Genomic DNA, 18,039 nt, shown 5'->3' on the forward strand with positions numbered 1-18,039 from the left:
GACGAGACAATCGAGATGACCGACAATCGCAACACCATCCTCGCCGTCATTCTGTCCGGCCTGGTGCTGATCGCCTGGCAGTATTTCTACAACGTGCCGCAGATGGAGAAGCAGCGCGCCCAGCAGCAGGCGCAGACCGAGCTCCAGAAATCCACGCCGCAGCCGACGGCGTCCGCGACCCCGGGCAGCGCGCCGCAGCCCGGCGGCACGGCTCAACCGTCGACGCCGGCCGCGAACCAGGCCCAGCCGGTCGTTGCCCGCGAGACCGCCATTGCAGCCAGCCCGCGCGTGAAGATCGAGACGCCGCGGATTGCCGGCAGCATCTCGCTGAAGGGCGGCCGCATCGACGACATCGCGCTGGTGCAATTCCGCGAAACCGTCGATCCGAAGTCGCCGCCGATCATCCTCTATTCGCCCTCGGGCAGCGCGGAGCCCTATTACGCCGAGTTCGGCTGGGTGGCGGCGACGGGCGTGACGGCGAAGATGCCGGATGCCCAGACCGTCTGGCAGCAGGACGGCAGCGGCAGCCTGACGCCGACGACGCCGGTGGTGCTGAAGTGGGACAATGGCGAGGGCCTCACCTTCCGCCGCACCATTGCGGTCGACGACCATTATCTCTTCACCGTCAAGGACGAGGTGAGCAATGTGGGCAATGCGCCCGTCACGCTCTACCCGTTCGCGCTGATCTCGCGCCACGGCGCGCCGCAGGTATCGGGCTATTACATCCTGCATGAAGGCCTGATCGGCTATCTCGGCGACCAGGGCTTGCAGGAATACGCCTACAAGAAGGTCGATGAAGCCAAGCAGGTGAACTTCAACAACGTCACCAACGGCTGGCTCGGCATCACCGACAAGTACTGGGCCTCGGCGCTGCTGCCCGACACCAATGCCAAGCTGCAGGCGCGCTTTTCGTCGAACCCATCAGGCAATCTCCACACCTACCAGACCGACTATCTGCTCGATCCCGTCACCGTCGCGATCGGCGGCACCGCGACCGCGAACGCGCGGCTGTTCGCCGGCGCCAAGGAAGCCGGCGTGGTCGGCGTGTTTCCGTTCGCCGGCCTCGGCGGCTACAACAAGGAGCTCGGCCTCAACCATTTCGATCTGCTGATCGACTGGGGCTGGTTCTATTTCCTCACCAAGCCGATGTTCCTCGGCCTGGACTTCTTCTTCCGTTTCTTCGGCAATTTCGGCATCTCGATCCTGCTCGTGACCGTGATCGTGAAGCTGTTGTTCTTCCCGCTGGCGAACAAGTCCTACGCCTCGATGGCGAAGATGAAGTCGATCCAGCCGCAGCTTCTGGCGCTCAAGGAGCGCTATCCCGACGACAAGGTGAAGCAGCAGCAGGAGATGATGGAGATCTACCGCAAGGAGAAGATCAATCCGGTCGCCGGCTGTCTTCCCGTGCTGATCCAGATCCCGGTGTTCTTCTCGCTCTACAAGGTGCTGTTCGTCACCATCGAGATGCGGCACGCGCCGTTCTACGGCTGGATCAAGGACCTCTCGGCGCCGGATCCGACCAATCTGTTCAACCTGTTCGGGCTGCTCCCGTTCGATCCGACCACCATTCCGGTGTTCGGCTATTACCTCGCGCTCGGCATCTGGCCGATCATCATGGGCATCACGATGTGGTTCCAGATGAAGCTGAACCCGACGCCGCCGGATCCGACCCAGCAGCTCATCTTCAACTGGATGCCGCTGATCTTCACCTTCATGCTGGCGGGCTTCCCGGCGGGTCTCGTGATCTACTGGGCCTGGAACAATCTGCTCTCGGTGGTCCAGCAGAGCTACATCATGCGCCGCAACGGCGTGAAGGTGGAGCTGTTCGACAATCTCAAGGCGACGTTCGCGAGGAAGGCGACGTAAGCGTCGTCATTGCGAGGAGCCCTTGCGACGAAGCAATCCAGAGTCCCTCGGCGGATACATTTCTGGATTGCTTCGCTTCGCTCGCAATGACGTAAGGAAACAGCGAGGCTTCGCATGACCGGCGACAAAGATGCGAAGCTGATCGAGGCCGGGCGAAAGCTGTTCGCCCGCGACTGGCAGTTCATCTGGGCCTCGCCTTCGATCGAAACGCTGCCGCCGATGGCGGGGTTGGAGATCGCCTTTGCCGGCCGCTCCAATGTCGGCAAGTCCAGCCTGATCAACGCGCTCACCGGCCGCAACAACCTCGCACGCACCTCGCATACGCCGGGCCGCACCCAGGAGCTGATCTTCTTCGAGGTTCCCGGCAAAAGCGACCTGCGGCTCGTCGACATGCCGGGCTATGGCTATGCCAAGGCGCCCAAGAGCCAGGTCGCGTCCTGGACCGAGCTGATCCACAAATTCCTGCTGGGCCGCGCCTCGCTGGCGCGCGTCTACGTGCTGATCGACGCACGGCACGGAATCAAGGACGTCGACCTCGAAGTGCTCAAGACGCTCGACCGCTCCGCCGTCAGCTACCAGATCGTGCTGACCAAGGCCGACCAGGTGAAGGCCGCCGAGCTGCAAGCGCGCATTGCCGAGACCGAGGCCGCGCTGGCCAAGCATCCGGCCGCGTTCCCGACCGTGCTCGCGACCTCGTCGCGCAGCTCGACCGGCATGGAGAGCTTGCGCGCCGCGATGGCGAAGCTCCTGGAAGAGCGGGCCTCGTGATGCTCGCGCACCGCCTGTTGCTTGGGCTTGCCGGCCTGATGGGCGCCGCCGGCGTCGCGCTCGCCGCCGCCTCGGCCCATGGCGCCGATGCGAGCCGGCTTGCCTCGGCGAGCGCCATGCTGCTGTTTCATGCAACGGCCATACTCGCCGCGATCGCCCTGCTCGCGCGCGGCCTTCTGCATGGCGGAATTGGACTGATGGCGGCATTCGGCTTCGCGATCGGTGCCGCACTGTTCGCGGGCGACCTCACCTTGCGGCAATATGCCGGGCACTCGCTGTTTCCGATGGCGGCGCCAACCGGTGGAATGGTGATGATTGCGAGCTGGCTGGCGGTGAGTGTGGCGGCGGTGGCAGCGAGGAAATAGGTCTCGTGCCCCGGACGCAGCGCAGCGCTTCAGCGGTGCGCTGCTGAGCCGGGGCCCATGCTGCTTTCTGGGTCCCGGCTCAGCGGCGCGGCACTACGCGCCGCACCGCGTCCGGGACACGAGACCGCATGCCAGCCACACTTTGCGCTGTCCCCGCCAATCGGATAGAACGCGCACCATTCGACCCGCCAGCGAGACCCGCGACATGACCGACATCTCCCCGCTCGACCAGGCCCGCATCCTGTCCGAAGCGCTGCCGCACATGCAGCAGTATGACGAGGAAACCATCGTCATCAAATATGGCGGCCATGCCATGGGCGACGAGGAGACCGCCAAGAACTTTGCGCGCGATATCGTGCTGCTCGAGCAGACCGCGATCAATCCGGTGGTGGTGCATGGCGGCGGACCGCAGATCGCGACCATGCTCAAGCGCCTCGGCATTCAATCGGAGTTCGCTGCGGGCCTGCGCATCACCGACGCCGCGACCATCGAGATCGTCGAGATGGTGCTGGCCGGCTCCGTCAACAAGCAGATCGTCGGCTACATCAATGAGGCCGGCGGCAAGGCCGTGGGGCTGTCGGGCAAGGACGGCAACATGGTGAAGGCGTCGAAGACGACGCGCACCATCATCGATCCGGACTCGCATATCGAGAAGGCGGTCGATCTCGGCTTCGTCGGCGATCCAGAGAAGGTCGACCTCACTTTGCTCAACCAGCTGATCGGCTACGAGCTGATCCCGGTGCTGGCACCGCTCGCGACGTCCAAGGAAGGCCAGACGCTCAACGTCAACGCCGACACCTTTGCCGGTGCGGTGGCCGGCGCGCTCAAGGCCAAGCGCCTGCTGCTGCTCACCGACGTGCCCGGTGTCCTCGACAAGTCGAAGAAGCTCATTCCGGAACTATCGATCAAAGACGCACGAAAGCTGATCGCCGACGGCACCATTTCGGGCGGCATGATTCCGAAGGTCGAGACCTGCATCTATGCGCTGGAGCAGGGCGTGCAGGGCGTCGTCATCATCGACGGCAAGATGCAGCACGCGGTACTGCTCGAGCTCTTCACCAACCAGGGCACGGGCACGCTGATCCACAAGTGATGCGGGAGCGGCGAAGAAAAGAGGGCGTCATGCCCGGGCTTGACCCGCCTGCGCGGCCGAAGCCGCTTCGGCGGGGCGAAGGCCCGGGCATTCACGTTCTTTCTTTGCCGAAGCAAGGCGTGGATGGCCGGGTCAGGCCCGGCCATGACGAGTCGAGAGAGCGTCATCCCCGCCGCTCCCCCCTCACCCGATTCCTGATGACGCTGCCTGCCGCAGCCGTCTCGTTCCTCTTCTCCTCCGCGCCGGCTTTTGCCGACCTCAAGATCTGCAACCGCATGTCCTATGTCGTCGAGGCCGCGATCGGCATCGACGACAAGGCGGCCACCGCGACGCGCGGCTGGTTCAGGATCGATCCCGCCACCTGCCGCGTGATGGTGCAGGGCACGCTGACCGCCGACCGCATCCTGCTCAACGCCCGCGCGCTCGGCGTCTACGGCGCTTCCCCGATCCCGCAAAGCGGCAGCGACATGCTCTGCGTCGCGCAAGACAATTTCGTCATCGCCGCAGCACGGCAGTGCCGCAGCGGCCAGACGCAAGTCCCGTTCACGCAAGTGACGCCGACGCAAGGCTCGGACGGCAACCTCGTCGCCTATCTCGCCGAGGATTCCGAATATGACGACGAGCAGGCGCGCCTCGCCGGCATCCAGCGGCTGCTGGTGATCGCAGGCTACGACGCAGCGCCGATCGATGGCGTCGACGGACCGAAGACGCAAGCCGCCCTCGCCGCCTTCCTGAAGAGCCGCGGATTGTCGCCGGACGTCGTGGGCTCGCCGAACTTCTTCAAGACCATGGCCGATGCCGTGCAGACGCCCTCCGCGACCGGCCTGACCTGGTGCAACGACACGCCGCACAAGGTGATGGCGGCGATCGCGACCGACGACGGCAAGTCCGTGACGAGCCGCGGCTGGTATCGCATCGATCCCAAGACCTGCCTGCACCCCGACGTGACCGGCCAGCCGAAGCAGATCTTCAGCTTCGCGGAAGCGGTCGACGCCGACAACCGCGTCGTCAAGCTGAAGGACCGAGCGCTGAACTGGGGCGGCGACAGGAAGCTCTGCACGCGCGAGACCAAGTTCGAGACCAGCGAGCAGACCGATTGCGGCGCGCGCGGATTTGCGTCAACGGGCTTTGGTGCAGTGGACATGTCGAGCGGCGGCAAGACGCTGCGCTTTGCGGTGCCGTGAGCGAGAGACTTGTGATGAGCCCACCCCGCACCTTCAGCCACATCGATACCTGGGTGTTCGATCTCGACAACACGCTTTATCCGCATCACGTCAATCTGTGGCAGCAGGTCGATGCGCGGATCGGGGAGTTCGTTTGCAGCTGGCTGAACGTCGGCCCGGAGGAAGCGCGGACGATCCAGAAGGACTATTACCGGCGCTTCGGCACCACGATGCGCGGCATGATGACCCTGCACGGCGTCTCCGCCGACGACTATCTCGCCTACGTCCACGAGATCGACCACTCGCCGCTGGAGCCGAACCCGGCGCTTGGCGCGGCCATCGCAAAGTTGCCGGGCCGCAAGCTGATCCTGACCAACGGCTCGGTCGATCATGTCGACGCCGTGTTGGCGCGGCTCGGCTTCGCCAGTCATTTCGACGGCGTGTTCGACATCATCGCCGCCGAGTTCGAGCCGAAGCCGGCGCCGCAGACCTACCAAAAATTCCTAAAGGATCATGCGGTCGATCCGACCCGCGCCGCGATGTTCGAGGACCTCGCCCGCAACCTCACCGTTCCGCACCAACTCGGCATGACCACCGTGCTGGTGGTGCCGGACGGGACGAAGGAGGTGGTGCGCGAAGACTGGGAGCTGGAGGGCCGGGATGCGGCCCATGTCGACCACGTCACGGATGATCTGACGGGGTTTTTGGGCAAGTTGTCGCCCGAGTAACCGCTGTCGCCCCGGGCAAGCGTCAGCGCAGACCCGGGACCCATAACCACAGCAACGGGTCGTCACACGAGACTGGCAACTCCGAGTCTTCGCCAAACCCCTCCCTGTGGCTATGGGTCCCGGGCTCGCTTCGCGCCCCGGGACGACGGCGGAGTATGCCTTGACTCCTCCCCGCCAAATCCCGAAAAAGCGCACCAATTCACACGAAACCACGCCTTCCCCAGAGGAAATCCCGATGTCCCTTGCAGCCCTCGAATCCACCATCAACAGCGCCTTCGACGCGCGCGACGGCATCTCGACCACGACCAAGGGCGAGGTGCGCGAGGCCGTGGACCAGTCGCTGGAGATCCTGGACAAGGGCGAGGCGCGCGTTGCCGAGCGCGGCGCTGACGGCAAGTGGAAGGTCAATCAGTGGCTGAAGAAGGCCGTGCTGCTGTCGTTCCGCCTCAACGACATGGGCGTCATTCCCGGCGGTCCCGGCAAGGCGACCTGGTGGGACAAGGTGCCCTCGAAGTTCGAGGGCTGGGGCGAGAACCGTTTCCGCGATGCCGGTTTTCGCGCGGTGCCGGGCGCGGTGGTGCGCCGCTCGGCGTTCATTGCCAAGAACGTCGTCTTGATGCCGTCCTTCGTCAACCTCGGCGCCTATGTCGATGAGAGCACGATGGTCGACACCTGGGCCACCGTCGGCTCCTGCGCCCAGATCGGCAAGCGCGTGCACATCTCCGGCGGCGCCGGAATCGGCGGCGTGCTCGAGCCGCTGCAAGCCGAGCCCGTCATCATCGAGGACGATTGCTTCATCGGCGCGCGCTCCGAGGTCGCCGAAGGCGTGATCGTACGCAAGGGCGCGGTGCTGGCGATGGGTGTGTTCCTGGGTGCCTCGACCAAGATCGTCGACCGCGAGACCGGCGAGGTCTTCATGGGCGAAGTGCCTGAGTATTCCGTCGTGGTGCCCGGCGCGCTGCCGGGCAAGCCGATGAAGAACGGCCAGATCGGCCCGAGCACCGCCTGCGCCGTCATCGTCAAGCGCGTCGACGAGCGCACGCGGTCCAAGACCAGCATCAACGAGCTGCTGCGGGATTAAGTTCGCGCCGCGAACCCGAACCTATCCCCGTCACCCTGAGGTGGCCGCTCCTTCAGCGGCCCTCGAAGGGCCGACGGCCCGACTGGCGGCTGCATCTCGGCCGTTCATCCTTCGAGGCTCCCGGCGCGATGCTTTGCATCGCGCCACTCGCACCTCAGGATGACGGGTCTTAGAGCCCTATCGAACCCACCCTCCCTACATCGCGACCAATCTTCGGGCGGCCAGCCGCCCGGAGCCTCTCGCATGGACTGGACCTGGTACCTCTTCCGCTTCGATGGCCGCATCAACCGCGCCTTGCTGTGGCAGGCGCTGCTGATCGTCGCGATGCTGGCGGCCTTGCTTGGAGTGATCGGTCAGGTGATCCAGCTCGTTAGCGCCGAGGGATCGGTGATCCTATCCTGGAAGCTCGATTTCGACTTCGGCCTCGGCGACCTCTTTGGTGTCGTCGACCCGCGCGCCTATCGTTCGCTGGCGTCGGTCGACCGCGCAACGCTGATCCTCAAGGCGCTCGGCACGTCGCTGTTCCTCTGGATCTATCTCGCAACCGCAATCAAGCGGCTGCATGATCGCGACAGGAGCGGCTGGTGGCTCGTTCCGTTCTTCCTCGTGCCTGGCCTGTTCAGCCAGTTCTCGGACCTGCTGCCCGATTCGCATTGGATGCTTCCGTTCAGCCTCGCCGCGTCGATCCTGTGGCTATGGGGCCTCGTGGAGATGTTCTGCGTGCCCGGCAGTGCCGGCGACAACCGGTTCGGCCCCGATCCGCTGGCAAAGGCCGAGGACGATATCGCATCGCCCCCGACGAAAAGCTGGGACCAGAGCCGCGAGATGGAAATTGTTCCGCCCAGTGCTGGCCCACCCGGCGGCATGCATGTTAAGCGGGGCGCATGACCGATGCCCTCTCCATTGCCCGCGATCTGATCCGCTGCCCCTCGGTGACCCCGGCCGATGCCGGCGCGCTCGGGGTGCTTGAGAAAGCCCTGACCGCAGCAGGCTTCACCTGCCACCGCGTGACCTTCAGCGAGCCCGGCACCGCCGACGTCGACAACCTCTATGCGCGGATCGGCACTGAAGGCCCGCACATCACCTTTGCCGGCCACACCGACGTGGTGCCGCCGGGCGACGAGAGCGCCTGGAGCGTCGGCGCGTTCTCGGGCGAGGTGAAGGACGGCGTCCTGCACGGCCGCGGCGCGGTCGACATGAAGGGCGGCATCGCCTGCTCGGTCGCCGCGGTGCTGGAGCATCTCGCTGCCAACGGCGGCAAGCCGCGCAGCGACGGCCAAAAATCGGGCTCGGGCTCGATCTCGTTCCTGATCACGGGCGACGAGGAAGACGTCTCCATCAACGGCACCATCAAGCTGCTCAAATGGGTCGCCGAGCGCGGCGAAAAATTCGATCATTGCGTGCTGGGCGAACCCTCCAATGTCGAGACGCTCGGCGACACCATCAAGGTCGGCCGCCGCGGCTCGCAATCCGGCACGCTCGTCGTCGAAGGCGTGCAGGGCCACGTCGCCTATCCGCACCGCGCCTCCAATCCGGTGCCTGACATCGCGCGGCTGATCGTGGCGATCTCCGACGAGCCGCTCGATCACGGCAGCGCGCAGTTCCAGGCCTCCAATCTCGAATTCACCTCGGTCGACGTCGGCAACAAGGCGAGCAACGTCATCCCCGGTGAAGCCCGCGCCAAGTTCAACATCCGCTACAACGACAACCACACCCAGGCGAGCTTGCGCGAGCTGGTCGAGACGCGCCTCGCCAAAGCCTGCGGCAACCGCATCAAGGCCCGCATCGTCTGGGAGCCCTCGAACTCCAACGTGTTCGTGACCAAGCCCGGCCCGTTCACCGACCTCGCGGTGTCCGCGATCGAGGAAGTGACGGGACGCAAGCCGGAGCTGTCGACAAGCGGCGGCACGTCGGATGCGCGCTTCATCTCAAGCTATTGTCCGGTGATCGAGTTCGGCCTGGTCGGACAGACCATGCACCAGATCGACGAGCGCGTACCGGTGACGGATTTGGACAAGCTGACGAAGGTGTATCGCGGGATTTTGCGGAGGTATTTCGGTTAGGGCGCCAATGCTCGCCATATCCTCCGCCGTCATGCCCGGGCTTGTCCCGGGCATCCACGTTCTTGGCCACCGTTGGCAAGAAAGACCGTGGATGGCCGGGACGAGCCCGGCCATGACGATGTGGCGGCATCAGGCGTCAATAATCCACCTTCATCAGATATAGCCCCTCCGGCGGGGCGACGATGCCGCAGGCGGTGCGGTTGCGGGCTGCGAGTGCGGCGGAGAGATCGTCGGCGGTCCAGCGCCCCTCGCCGACCCAGACCAGCGAGCCCACCATCGAGCGCACCTGGCTGTGCAGGAACGAGCGTGCCGAGGTGATGACCGTGATCTCGCGGCCTTCGCGTATGACGTCGAGCTGGTCGAGCGTCTTCTCCGGCGACTTGGCCTGGCACTCGGTGTCGCGGAACGTGGTGAAGTCGTGCTTGCCGAGCAGGCGCTGCGCCGCCGCGTGCATCGCGTCAGTATCGAGCTTGCGCGGCACGCGCCAGGCGTGGCCGACATCGAGCGCGAGATTGGCACGGGTGTTGATGATGCGATAGCGGTAGTGGCGCTTGACCGCCGAAAAGCGCGCCTCGAACGTATCAGGCACGATCTCGGCCTCGAGCACCGCGATCGGATGCGGGCGCAGATGCGCATTGAGGGCCGTCGCGAAAACGGCCCGGCGGAAACTGCTTCTCAATATCGACATGCGCGACCTGGCCGCGCGCATGCACGCCGGCATCGGTGCGGCCGGCGCCGTGCACGCGCAGATCCGCGCCGGTCATCGCCTTCACGGCCGCCTGCAGCGCGCCCTGCACCGAGGGCAGCGTCTCCTGCACCTGCCAGCCGAAGAACGGCGCGCCGTCATATTCGATGGTGAGCTTGTAGCGGGGCATTGTATCCAGTTTCGCTGTCATTGCCCGCCTTGTGCGCTGTTGCGCACTGGGGCGGGCAATCCAGTACTCCGCAGCCTATCCGGTTGACCGAGAAGCCTCGGCGTACTGGATACCCCGCCTTCGCGGGGTATGACAGCATCAGGTGAACTTCGATCCAGCCCTCACAGGCACGCCGCGCAGGAAGTCCGCCGCCTGCATCCGACCCTTGCCCTCGCGCTGAAGCTCGAGGATGCGGATGGCGCCCTCGCCGCAGGCGACGGTGAGACGATCGTCGAGCACCTCGCCCGGAATGCCAGAGCCCTTCGCGAGTTCACAGCGCAGGATCTTGACCCGCGCATCGTCAAGCTCGCTCCAGGCACCGGGAAACGGCGACAAACCGTGGATGTGGCGCAGCACGGCGCGCGCCGGCTTGCTCCAGTCGATCCGCGCCTCGGCCTTGTCGATCTTGGCGGCATAGGTGACGCCGTCGTCGCTCTGCTTCCTGAGCTGGAGCCCGCCGCGTTCGAGCGCGGCCATCGCGCGCACCATCAGATCGGCACCTAACCGGGACAGGCGATCGTGCAGATCGACCGAGGTCATGTTGTCTGATATCGCGATGCGCTCGGCCATGGCGACGTCGCCGGTGTCGAGGCCGACATCCATCTTCATCACCATCACGCCGCTCGCGGCATCACCTTCCATGATCGCGCGATTGATGGGCGCGGCGCCGCGCCAGCGCGGCAACAGCGAGGCGTGCAGATTGTAGCAGCCGAGCCTGGGCGCATCGAGGATCGCCTGCGGCAGGATCATGCCGTAGGCGACGACGACGGCGGCATCGGCATCGAAGGCGCGGAACTCTTCCAGCGCCTCCCCAGTCTTCAACGTCTTCGGCGTCAGCACGGGAATGCCGAGCTTTCGCGCAGCTTCTTCCACCGGGGTTGGCTGCAATTGCAGGCCACGCCGACCGCCCGGCTTCGGCGCACGCGTATAGACCGCCGCGATGTCATGGCCATGCGCGACGAGCTCGAGCAGCGTCGGCACGGAGAAGTCGGGCGTGCCCATGAAGATCAGGCGGAGGGGCATGTGGCGAAAACCTGCGAACGGCGCAATCCAGTGACAGTCATTCCGGGGCGGCTCGAAGAGCCGACCCCGGAATCTCGAGGTTCTCAGGTGCGCAATTGCGCACCATAGTTCGTGCTTTGCATCGCCCCGGAACGACGCAGAGCCTACTCGCCCGCCCGCTTGGCGGCCTTCTCGAACTTCTTGATCACCCGGTCGCGCTTGAGCTTCGACAGATAGTCGACGAACAGCACGCCGTTGAGATGGTCGATCTCGTGCTGGATGCAAGTGGCATAGAGGCCTTCGGCGTCCTCCTCGTGCACCTTGCCGTCGAGATCGGTGAAGCGCACACGCACCTTCGCAGGGCGCTCGACCTCCTCATAATATTCGGGAATCGACAGACAGCCTTCCTCGTAGGTGGAGAGCTCCGCGGAGGAGGCGAGGATCTCGGGATTGATGAAGACGCGCGGCTCGTGCTTGGTCTCGCCGCTCTCATCGCGCTTGGCGAGGTCCATGGTGATCAGCCGCAGCGGCTGCGCGACCTGAATCGCCGCGAGGCCAATGCCGGGCGCGTCGTACATGGTCTCGAACATGTCGTCGGCAAGCTTGCGGATCTCCGGCGTGACCTTCTCGATCGGCTTGGAGACCAGGCGCAGCTGCTTGTCGGGCAGGATGATGATTTCTCGTAGGGCCATGGCGGCGATTTAAGCCGCGCGCCGGATGCGGTCAATGCGGCCAGGAACCCCGTTAACCTTCCGCTAACCATAAAACTTCACCTTTCGTTAACCGTAAAAATTAGGAAGCGGTTAACCGCCGACGTTCTCTCTTCGTTCGCGCCAGGCTGCGAATCGGCTAGAACGGCTGGCATGAACGAGATCATTGTCATGCTGGGCGACTGGCCGGTGCGCACCGTCGATGCGCTGATCGGCTTCGGTGCGCTCGTCCTCATCCTGCTGGTTGTGATTGCGGTCGTGATCGCGCGTTCGGGGCGGCGCGGCGCGGAACTCGCGGTGGCACACGCGATCCGGGCCGACGAACTTGAGGAGCGCCTCGCCCAAGTGCTTCACGCCCAAAGCGAGGCCTCGGGGCGGGTTGACGCGATGACCCAGGCGCTGGCGGGACGCCAGGCCGAGATGGCGCGCGCGGTCAACGAGCGGCTGGATTCGGTGACCCACCGCGTCGGCCAGTCCATGGAACATTCGACCCGCAACACCATGGAGAGCCTGCGCGCGCTGCATGAGCGGCTCGGCATCATCGACAGCGCGCACAAGAATCTCACCGACCTCACCACGCAGGTGACCACCCTACGCGACGTGCTCGCCAACAAGCAGTCGCGCGGCGCCTTCGGCCAGGCGCGGATGGAGGCGATCGTCCAGGACGGTCTTCCCAAGGGCTCCTACGAGTTCCAGTTCACGCTCTCGACCGGAAAACGGCCGGACTGCGTCGTGTTCCTGCCCGACCAGCGCCCGCTCTGCATCGATGCGAAGTTTCCGCTGGAAGCGATGACCGCGCTGCACGACGCCCGCACCGACGAGGAGCGGCGCGTCGCCACGCAGCGGCTGCGCGGCGATGTGATGAAGCATGTCAGCGACATCGCCGAAAAGTATCTCGTCGCCGGCGAGACCCAGGAGATGGCGCTGATGTTCGTGCCGTCGGAATCGGTCTACGCCGAGATCCATGACGGTTTCGATGACGTGATCCAGAAGGCCTATCGCGCGCGCGTCGTGCTGGTGTCGCCCTCGCTTCTGATGCTCGCGATCCAGGTGATGCAGCAGATCATGAAGGACGCGCGCATGCGCGATGCCGCCGACCAGATCCGCACCGAGGTGATCAAGCTCGGCGACGATCTCGGCCGCCTGCGCGACCGCGTGCTGAAGCTGCAGAAGCATTTTGCCGATGTGAACGAGGACGTCCGCCAGGTCTTGATCTCCGCCGACAAGATCGAGAAGCGGGCGGGACGGATCGAGGAGCTCGATTTCAGCAAGAGCGATGCCGAGGGCCCGCGGCTGGTGGCGACCGGTGCGGGCGAGCTGTTCCCAAGGAAGCTCCAGGCGGGGGAGTGACGCTTCACCTCTCCCCGCTTGCGGGGGAGAGGTCGAATTCGATCGCAGATCGAATTCGGGTGAGGGGGTACAGGTCCATCGTCGGCCGCCCGTGTGGAGAGAGGCCCCTCACCCCGCCTTTCCCCGTAAGAACGGGGAGAGGGAGACGAGGCATCACGGCCAGAATCTGCTAACACCTCCTCATGACCGCACCCGACGCGACCTCGCCTGCCGACGCTCCCGCCGCCTCCTGGCGCGACAGTCTTGCCGTTTACCTGCAGCCGCGCGTGCTGATCGTGCTGTTCCTCGGCTTCTCCTCGGGGCTGCCGCTGGCGCTGTCGGGATCGACACTGCTGGTGTGGATGGCCGAGGCCGGGGTCGATCTTGGTACGATCGGGCTGTTTGCGCTGGTTGGAACGCCGTACACGCTGAAATTCCTGTGGGCGCCGCTGGTGGATGCGCTGCACGTGCCGTTCTTCACGCAGGCCTTCGGACGCCGCCGCGGGTGGCTGGTGTTTTCGCAATTGCTGCTGATCGGCGCGATCGTGCTGCTGGCGCTGACCGATCCGGCGCGTTCGCCCCTGCTTGTCGCGCTTGGTGCGCTGCTGGTCGCGACGATGTCCTCGACGCAGGACATCGTCGTCGATGCTTTCCGCGTCGAGAGCCTGCCCGAAAGCGAGCAGGCCGCCGGCATGGCCGCCTATGTCGCCGCCTACCGCATCGGCATGCTGGTATCGACCGCGGGCGCCTTGTTCATCGTCACCGGCTTCGAGGCAATCGTCCCTCGTGGCGCCGCCTGGATGTGGGGCTATGTGGTGATGGCGGCTCTGGTGCTGATCGGCACGGTGACGGCGCTGGCCGCTACCGAGCCCGCGCAATCGAAGCGCGCCGAGGCCGTCACGCGCGGCGAGGACGCGGTCACGCGGGTATTCCATGCTGCGCTGGGGGCGTTCTCAGAGTTTTTGCAGCGAAAGGAAGCATGGGCTGCGCTTGCCTTCGTCGTGCTGTTCAAATTCACCGACGCGTTTTCCGGCAACATGACCGTGCCGTTCGTGATCGACATCGGCTTCACGCGGAACGACTATGCCGTGATCGTCAAGGGCGTCGGCATCGTCGCGACCTTGGCAGGCGGTTTTGCCGGCGGCTTCGTGGCCCGGCGCTATTCGCTCGCAACGAGCCTGTGGATTGGCGGCATCGTGCAGGCGATGTCCAACCTGTCGTTCTCGTGGCTGGCGCTGGTCGGCGTCAACGAATGGGCCCTGACCCTCGCGATCACCTCCGACAATTTCTGCAACGCCATCGGCACCGTGATATTCGTGGCCTATCTCTCGGCGCTGTGCCAAAACCCGCTGCACACCGCGACCCAATATGCGCTGCTGACGGCGCTCGCCGCCGTGGGACGTACTTACCTGTCGTCGGGCGCGGGCTATCTGGCGAAGGCGACGGGCTGGCCGGTGTTCTTCGCGATCTCCGTCGTCGTCGCCGTCCCGAGCTTGATGCTGCTGGCGTATTTGCAGAAGCGCGGGCATTTCGAAACGCTGGAGCCGGTGAGGGTGTGACCCTCACACCTCTCCTCGTCATTGCGAGCGAAGCGAAGCAATCCAGACTGTCACCGCTGAGGCAGTCTGGATTGCTTCGTCGCAAGGGCTCCTCGCAATGACGGCGGAGAGAGCGGCACACACGCAGCCCCCTACTGCTTCTTGATCAGGCTCCACTTCGTGATCACGGCTTCGCTCATCTGGCCGGCATCGCTGGCGCAGGCGATCTCGTCGACCTTGACCGAGATCTCCTTGCCGACGAAGGATTTCAACTGCGTGGCCTGCGCGTCGCTGGAGGTGACGAGCTGGAAGGTTTCGGGTCCGGTCTCGAGATTGCACAGCCCGTTCGGCGGCGGCAGGCGGCGCGGTTCCGAGGTGATCTGGTAGGTCGCGACGCGCTTGCCGTTCTTGACGTCGCGCACCTTCATCGCGTTGAGCTCGCCGGAGAGCACATCGCCGGTGTTGATCGGCTTGCCGGGCTTGGACGGCGGCGGCGCCTCGTCGCCCTGCTGCGCGGAGATGGCCGGGCTCACCAGCAAAGTCATCATCGCGACCAAAGCCAAGCGTGTGGCGAAAAGTTTCGTCATGTCGTCCGTTCCGTAAAGTCTGGATGGCTAGAACAGGGTACGCTGCCGCATCGCAGCCGATAGCGTACCTTCATCGAGATAATCAAGCTCGCCGCCGACGGGAACACCATGAGCGAGCCGCGTCACCTTCACATTGGCGTCCTGAAGCAGGTCGGTGATGTAATGCGCCGTGGTCTGGCCGTCCACCGTCGCATTCAGCGCCAGGATGATCTCGTGCACCTGCGGGTCATGCGCGCGCGCCACCAGCGCGTCGATGGTGAGGTCCTGCGGGCCGACACCGTCGAGCGGCGACAATGTCGCGCCGAGCACATGGTAACGCCCCTGGGTCGCATTGGCCCGCTCCAACGCCCAGAGATCGGCGACATCGGCGACGACGACGATGATGGAGGGATCGCGCTTCGGATCGGTGCAGACGGTGCAGGGATTTTGCGTGTCGATGTTGCCGCAGGTCTTGCACACCTCGACCTTGTCGAGCGCGACCTGGAGCGCCAACGACAGCGGCATCATCAGCGCTTCGCGCTTCTTGATCAGATGCAGCGCCGCGCGCCGCGCCGAGCGCGGACCAAGGCCCGGCAGCCGCGCGAGAAGCTGGACCAGCCGCTCGATCTCAGGACCCGCAACAGCGCCCATCTTACTGGCCGAACAGCCCCGGCGGCAGGCCGAGCCCGCCGGTGAGGGCCTGCATCTTCTCCTGCATGGCGGTCTCCGCCTTGCGGCGCGCATCACTGAGCGCGGTGACGAGCAGGTCTTCCAGCACCTCGCGCTCCTCCGCCTTCATCAGCGAGGGATCGATCTTGATGCCCTTGACGTCCATCTTCGCGGTCATGCGCACGGCGACGAGGCCGCCGCCGGAGATGCCTTCGACCTCGACGTTGGCGAGCTGGTCCTGCATCTCCTGCATCTTGGATTGCAGCTGCGCCGCCTGCTTCATCATGCCGAGAAAGTCAGCCATAGCTCACGTGTCCTTAGAATAAGATGGCTCAGAGATCGTCGTCGCCGTCGGAACCGTCCAGCGGATCGTCACTGCCGTAGTCGGCGTTAATATTGGTTTCCGGCGTCTCGGGGGCAAGCCTGCGGACCTCGACGACCTTCGCGCCCGGAAAACGCGACAGCACCTCCTGCACGCGCGGATCGGCCTCGGCGGTACGCGCATGCTCCTGCTTGGCCGCCTGGTTCACCGAGCGCAGCGTCGGCTGTCCCTGCTCGTTGGAGACGATCACGGTCCAGCGCCGGCCGGTCCACATCTCGAACTTTTTCGCAAGCTCCGAGATCATGGTCTTTGAGGCATTGGGCTCGAGCGCGACTTCCAGCCGGCCCTCCTCGAAACGAACGAGGCGCATGTCGCCTTCGAGCGCGCTCTTGGTCATGATGTCGCGCTTCTGCCCGGCGAGCGCGACAAGCTGGGTGAAGCTGGTGATGCGCAGTTGCGGCGCTGCACCTTGCGGATCCGGTGCGGGCGCCGCCATCTGCGGCCGGGCAGCGCCGCCGCCAAACGAGGACGGCGAGGATGTCGGCATACGGACAGGGGCTACGGACGCGACCGGCGCGGAAGGCGCGCTGCGCGCCGCACTTCCGCCGCTCACGACCGGCGAGCCGCCGCCGTTCTGCTCCAGCATCCTGATGGCTTCGTCGGGCGTCGGCAGGTCGGCGACATAGGCAATGCGCACCAGAACCATTTCGGCCGCGGCGGCGGGGCGCGTTGCGGCCTGCACCTCGGTGATCCCCTTGAGCAGCATCTGCCACATCCGCGACAGCACGCGCATCGAAATTTTCGATGCAAACTCCTTGGCGCGCACCCGCTCGGTCTCGCCATAGGCGACATTGTCGGCAGTCGCCGGAATGACCTTCACACGGGTGACGAAATTGACGAATTCGGCGAGGTCCGAGAGCACGACGATCGGGTCGGCGCCGACATCGTACTGGTCACGGAACTCCTTGAAAGCAGCCGCGATGTCGCCGCGCGCCAGCGACTCGAAGAGGTCGATGACGCGGGTGCGGTCGGCGAGCCCCAGCATCTGCCTGACGGCGTCAGCCTTCACCTGCCCCGCTGCATGCGCGATCGCCTGGTCGAGCAGCGACAGCGAATCACGCACCGAGCCTTCGGCCGCGCGCGCGATGATGCCGAGCGCCTCCGGCTCGATCTCGACGTTTTCTTTCGTGGCGATATTGGCGAGGTGCTTCATCAGCACGTCCGCCTCGACGCGGCGAAGATCAAAACGCTGGCAGCGCGACAGCACCGTGACTGGAACCTTGCGGATCTCGGTGGTCGCGAACACGAACTTGGCGTGCTCCGGCGGCTCCTCCAGCGTCTTCAGGAAGGCGTTGAACGCCGCCGTCGACAGCATGTGGACTTCGTCGATGATGTAGACCTTGTAGCGCGCGCTGGCCGGGGCATAACGCACGCTGTCATTGATCTGGCGGACATCGTCGACGCCGGTATGCGAGGCGGCGTCCATCTCCAGCACGTCCATGTGCCGGCTTTCCATGATCGCCTGGCAATGCACCCCTAACGTCGGCATGTGGATGGTCGGCCCCTTCACCGAGCCATCCGGCATCTCGTAGTTGAGTGCACGGGCGAGAATGCGCGCGGTGGTGGTCTTGCCGACACCGCGGACGCCGGTGAGAATCCAGGCCTGCGGAATGCGCCCGGTCTCGAACGCATTGGAGACGGTACGGACCACGGCCTCCTGGCCGATCAGGTCATCGAACGAGGATGGGCGGTATTTGCGCGCCAGCACCCGGTAGGGCGCATTGCCGGCCTGGCCGGCGCTGTCGGGATTGGGAGGGGCGCCAGCGTCGGTCATCGGTCGATCCGCAATGAAATGTCTCTTG

General features: G+C 65.2%; 17 protein-coding genes and 1 pseudogene. 11 read left to right on the forward strand and 7 right to left on the reverse strand.

What is annotated here, in order from left to right:
* Positions 1–15 precede the first annotated feature (15 nt).
* The 9 genes from yidC to dapE all read left to right on the forward strand — a co-directional run bounded on the left by yidC (position 16) and on the right by dapE (position 9,127).
* A complete protein-coding gene (gene yidC / locus ACVIIV_RS04910) occupies positions 16–1,866 on the forward strand; it encodes a membrane protein insertase YidC (RefSeq protein ID WP_456743180.1) in 1,851 nt (616 codons plus the stop codon).
* 114 nt (positions 1,867–1,980) lie between these two features.
* Positions 1,981–2,634 carry a ribosome biogenesis GTP-binding protein YihA/YsxC gene (gene yihA / locus ACVIIV_RS04915; RefSeq protein WP_456743181.1) on the forward strand — a complete coding sequence of 218 codons (654 nt, stop codon included), beginning with the start codon at positions 1,981–1,983 and terminating at the stop codon, positions 2,632–2,634.
* Positions 2,634–2,999 (forward strand): DUF423 domain-containing protein, encoded by a 366-nt coding sequence (locus ACVIIV_RS04920; protein WP_456748666.1) that lies wholly within the window; start codon positions 2,634–2,636, stop codon positions 2,997–2,999. The genes yihA and ACVIIV_RS04920 overlap by 1 nt, the downstream gene beginning before the upstream one ends.
* A 205-nt stretch (positions 3,000–3,204) precedes the next feature.
* Positions 3,205–4,092, forward strand: a complete 888-nt coding sequence (gene argB / locus ACVIIV_RS04925; RefSeq protein WP_456743182.1) for an acetylglutamate kinase — start codon at positions 3,205–3,207, stop codon at positions 4,090–4,092.
* Between the two features lie 197 nt (positions 4,093–4,289).
* Entirely contained in the window at positions 4,290–5,276 is a 987-nt protein-coding gene (locus tag ACVIIV_RS04930; RefSeq protein WP_456743183.1) for a DUF1036 domain-containing protein, read from the forward strand.
* Between the two features lie 14 nt (positions 5,277–5,290).
* Positions 5,291–5,983 (forward strand): pyrimidine 5'-nucleotidase, encoded by a 693-nt coding sequence (locus tag ACVIIV_RS04935; protein WP_456743184.1) that lies wholly within the window; start codon positions 5,291–5,293, stop codon positions 5,981–5,983.
* A gap of 235 nt (positions 5,984–6,218) precedes the next feature.
* The gene (dapD, locus tag ACVIIV_RS04940) at positions 6,219–7,064 is read left to right on the forward strand and encodes a 2,3,4,5-tetrahydropyridine-2,6-dicarboxylate N-succinyltransferase (RefSeq protein ID WP_260373963.1); all 846 of its coding nucleotides are present in this window, start codon (positions 6,219–6,221) and stop codon (positions 7,062–7,064) included.
* A 243-nt stretch (positions 7,065–7,307) separates the two neighbouring features.
* A complete protein-coding gene (locus ACVIIV_RS04945) occupies positions 7,308–7,952 on the forward strand; it encodes a DUF805 domain-containing protein (RefSeq protein ID WP_456743185.1) in 645 nt (214 codons plus the stop codon).
* Positions 7,949–9,127 (forward strand): succinyl-diaminopimelate desuccinylase, encoded by a 1,179-nt coding sequence (gene dapE / locus ACVIIV_RS04950; protein ID WP_456743186.1) that lies wholly within the window; start codon positions 7,949–7,951, stop codon positions 9,125–9,127. Before ACVIIV_RS04945 ends, dapE begins: the two co-directional genes overlap by 4 nt.
* Before the next feature lie 136 nt (positions 9,128–9,263).
* Here the strand turns inward: dapE and truA are convergent.
* The 3 genes and pseudogenes from truA to def all read right to left on the reverse strand — a co-directional run bounded on the left by truA (position 9,264) and on the right by def (position 11,735).
* Positions 9,264–10,002, reverse strand: a pseudogene (truA, locus tag ACVIIV_RS04955) (tRNA pseudouridine(38-40) synthase TruA).
* Positions 10,003–10,140: 138 nt separating this feature from the next.
* Positions 10,141–11,064, reverse strand: a complete 924-nt coding sequence (fmt, locus tag ACVIIV_RS04960) for a methionyl-tRNA formyltransferase (RefSeq protein WP_456743187.1) — start codon at positions 11,062–11,064, stop codon at positions 10,141–10,143.
* A gap of 143 nt (positions 11,065–11,207) precedes the next feature.
* Positions 11,208–11,735 carry a peptide deformylase gene (gene def, locus ACVIIV_RS04965; protein ID WP_456743188.1) on the reverse strand — a complete coding sequence of 176 codons (528 nt, stop codon included), beginning with the start codon at positions 11,733–11,735 and terminating at the stop codon, positions 11,208–11,210.
* A gap of 171 nt (positions 11,736–11,906) precedes the next feature.
* Here def and ACVIIV_RS04970 point away from each other — a divergent pair, with 171 nt between their 5' ends.
* Both ACVIIV_RS04970 and ACVIIV_RS04975 read left to right on the forward strand, forming a co-directional pair.
* Positions 11,907–13,103: a DNA recombination protein RmuC gene (locus ACVIIV_RS04970; protein ID WP_456743189.1), complete on the forward strand. Its 1,197-nt coding sequence runs from the start codon at positions 11,907–11,909 to the stop codon at positions 13,101–13,103.
* A gap of 182 nt (positions 13,104–13,285) precedes the next feature.
* Positions 13,286–14,641 carry an AmpG family muropeptide MFS transporter gene (locus ACVIIV_RS04975; protein WP_456743190.1) on the forward strand — a complete coding sequence of 452 codons (1,356 nt, stop codon included), beginning with the start codon at positions 13,286–13,288 and terminating at the stop codon, positions 14,639–14,641.
* 131 nt (positions 14,642–14,772) lie between these two features.
* Here the strand turns inward: ACVIIV_RS04975 and ACVIIV_RS04980 are convergent, their stop codons facing one another.
* The 4 genes from ACVIIV_RS04980 to ACVIIV_RS04995 are packed head-to-tail and all read right to left on the reverse strand — an operon-like array spanning position 14,773 to position 18,011.
* Complete coding sequence (locus tag ACVIIV_RS04980) at positions 14,773–15,207, reverse strand: hypothetical protein (protein ID WP_456743191.1); 435 nt, start codon at positions 15,205–15,207, stop codon at positions 14,773–14,775.
* Positions 15,208–15,234: 27 nt separating this feature from the next.
* The gene (recR, locus tag ACVIIV_RS04985; protein ID WP_456743192.1) at positions 15,235–15,837 is read right to left on the reverse strand and encodes a recombination mediator RecR; all 603 of its coding nucleotides are present in this window, start codon (positions 15,835–15,837) and stop codon (positions 15,235–15,237) included.
* Position 15,838: 1 nt separating this feature from the next.
* The gene (locus tag ACVIIV_RS04990) at positions 15,839–16,159 is read right to left on the reverse strand and encodes a YbaB/EbfC family nucleoid-associated protein (protein ID WP_061879603.1); all 321 of its coding nucleotides are present in this window, start codon (positions 16,157–16,159) and stop codon (positions 15,839–15,841) included.
* 28 nt (positions 16,160–16,187) lie between these two features.
* Positions 16,188–18,011 (reverse strand): DNA polymerase III subunit gamma/tau, encoded by a 1,824-nt coding sequence (locus ACVIIV_RS04995; RefSeq protein WP_456743193.1) that lies wholly within the window; start codon positions 18,009–18,011, stop codon positions 16,188–16,190.
* Positions 18,012–18,039 lie beyond the last annotated feature (28 nt).

It is taken from the genome of Bradyrhizobium sp. USDA 4354 (assembly GCF_054060315.1).

Coding starts and splice junctions, on each gene's coding strand:
- yidC (WP_456743180.1), top strand. CDS start 16: ATGACCGACAATCGCAACACCATCCTCGCCGTCATTCTGTCCGGCCTG.
- yihA (WP_456743181.1), top strand. CDS start 1,981: ATGACCGGCGACAAAGATGCGAAGCTGATCGAGGCCGGGCGAAAGCTG.
- ACVIIV_RS04920 (WP_456748666.1), top strand. CDS start 2,634: ATGCTCGCGCACCGCCTGTTGCTTGGGCTTGCCGGCCTGATGGGCGCC.
- argB (WP_456743182.1), top strand. CDS start 3,205: ATGACCGACATCTCCCCGCTCGACCAGGCCCGCATCCTGTCCGAAGCG.
- ACVIIV_RS04930 (WP_456743183.1), top strand. CDS start 4,290: ATGACGCTGCCTGCCGCAGCCGTCTCGTTCCTCTTCTCCTCCGCGCCG.
- ACVIIV_RS04935 (WP_456743184.1), top strand. CDS start 5,291: ATGAGCCCACCCCGCACCTTCAGCCACATCGATACCTGGGTGTTCGAT.
- dapD (WP_260373963.1), top strand. CDS start 6,219: ATGTCCCTTGCAGCCCTCGAATCCACCATCAACAGCGCCTTCGACGCG.
- ACVIIV_RS04945 (WP_456743185.1), top strand. CDS start 7,308: ATGGACTGGACCTGGTACCTCTTCCGCTTCGATGGCCGCATCAACCGC.
- dapE (WP_456743186.1), top strand. CDS start 7,949: ATGACCGATGCCCTCTCCATTGCCCGCGATCTGATCCGCTGCCCCTCG.
- fmt (WP_456743187.1), bottom strand. CDS start 11,064: ATGCCCCTCCGCCTGATCTTCATGGGCACGCCCGACTTCTCCGTGCCG.
- def (WP_456743188.1), bottom strand. CDS start 11,735: ATGGCCCTACGAGAAATCATCATCCTGCCCGACAAGCAGCTGCGCCTG.
- ACVIIV_RS04970 (WP_456743189.1), top strand. CDS start 11,907: ATGAACGAGATCATTGTCATGCTGGGCGACTGGCCGGTGCGCACCGTC.
- ACVIIV_RS04975 (WP_456743190.1), top strand. CDS start 13,286: ATGACCGCACCCGACGCGACCTCGCCTGCCGACGCTCCCGCCGCCTCC.
- ACVIIV_RS04980 (WP_456743191.1), bottom strand. CDS start 15,207: ATGACGAAACTTTTCGCCACACGCTTGGCTTTGGTCGCGATGATGACT.
- recR (WP_456743192.1), bottom strand. CDS start 15,837: ATGGGCGCTGTTGCGGGTCCTGAGATCGAGCGGCTGGTCCAGCTTCTC.
- ACVIIV_RS04990 (WP_061879603.1), bottom strand. CDS start 16,159: ATGGCTGACTTTCTCGGCATGATGAAGCAGGCGGCGCAGCTGCAATCC.
- ACVIIV_RS04995 (WP_456743193.1), bottom strand. CDS start 18,011: ATGACCGACGCTGGCGCCCCTCCCAATCCCGACAGCGCCGGCCAGGCC.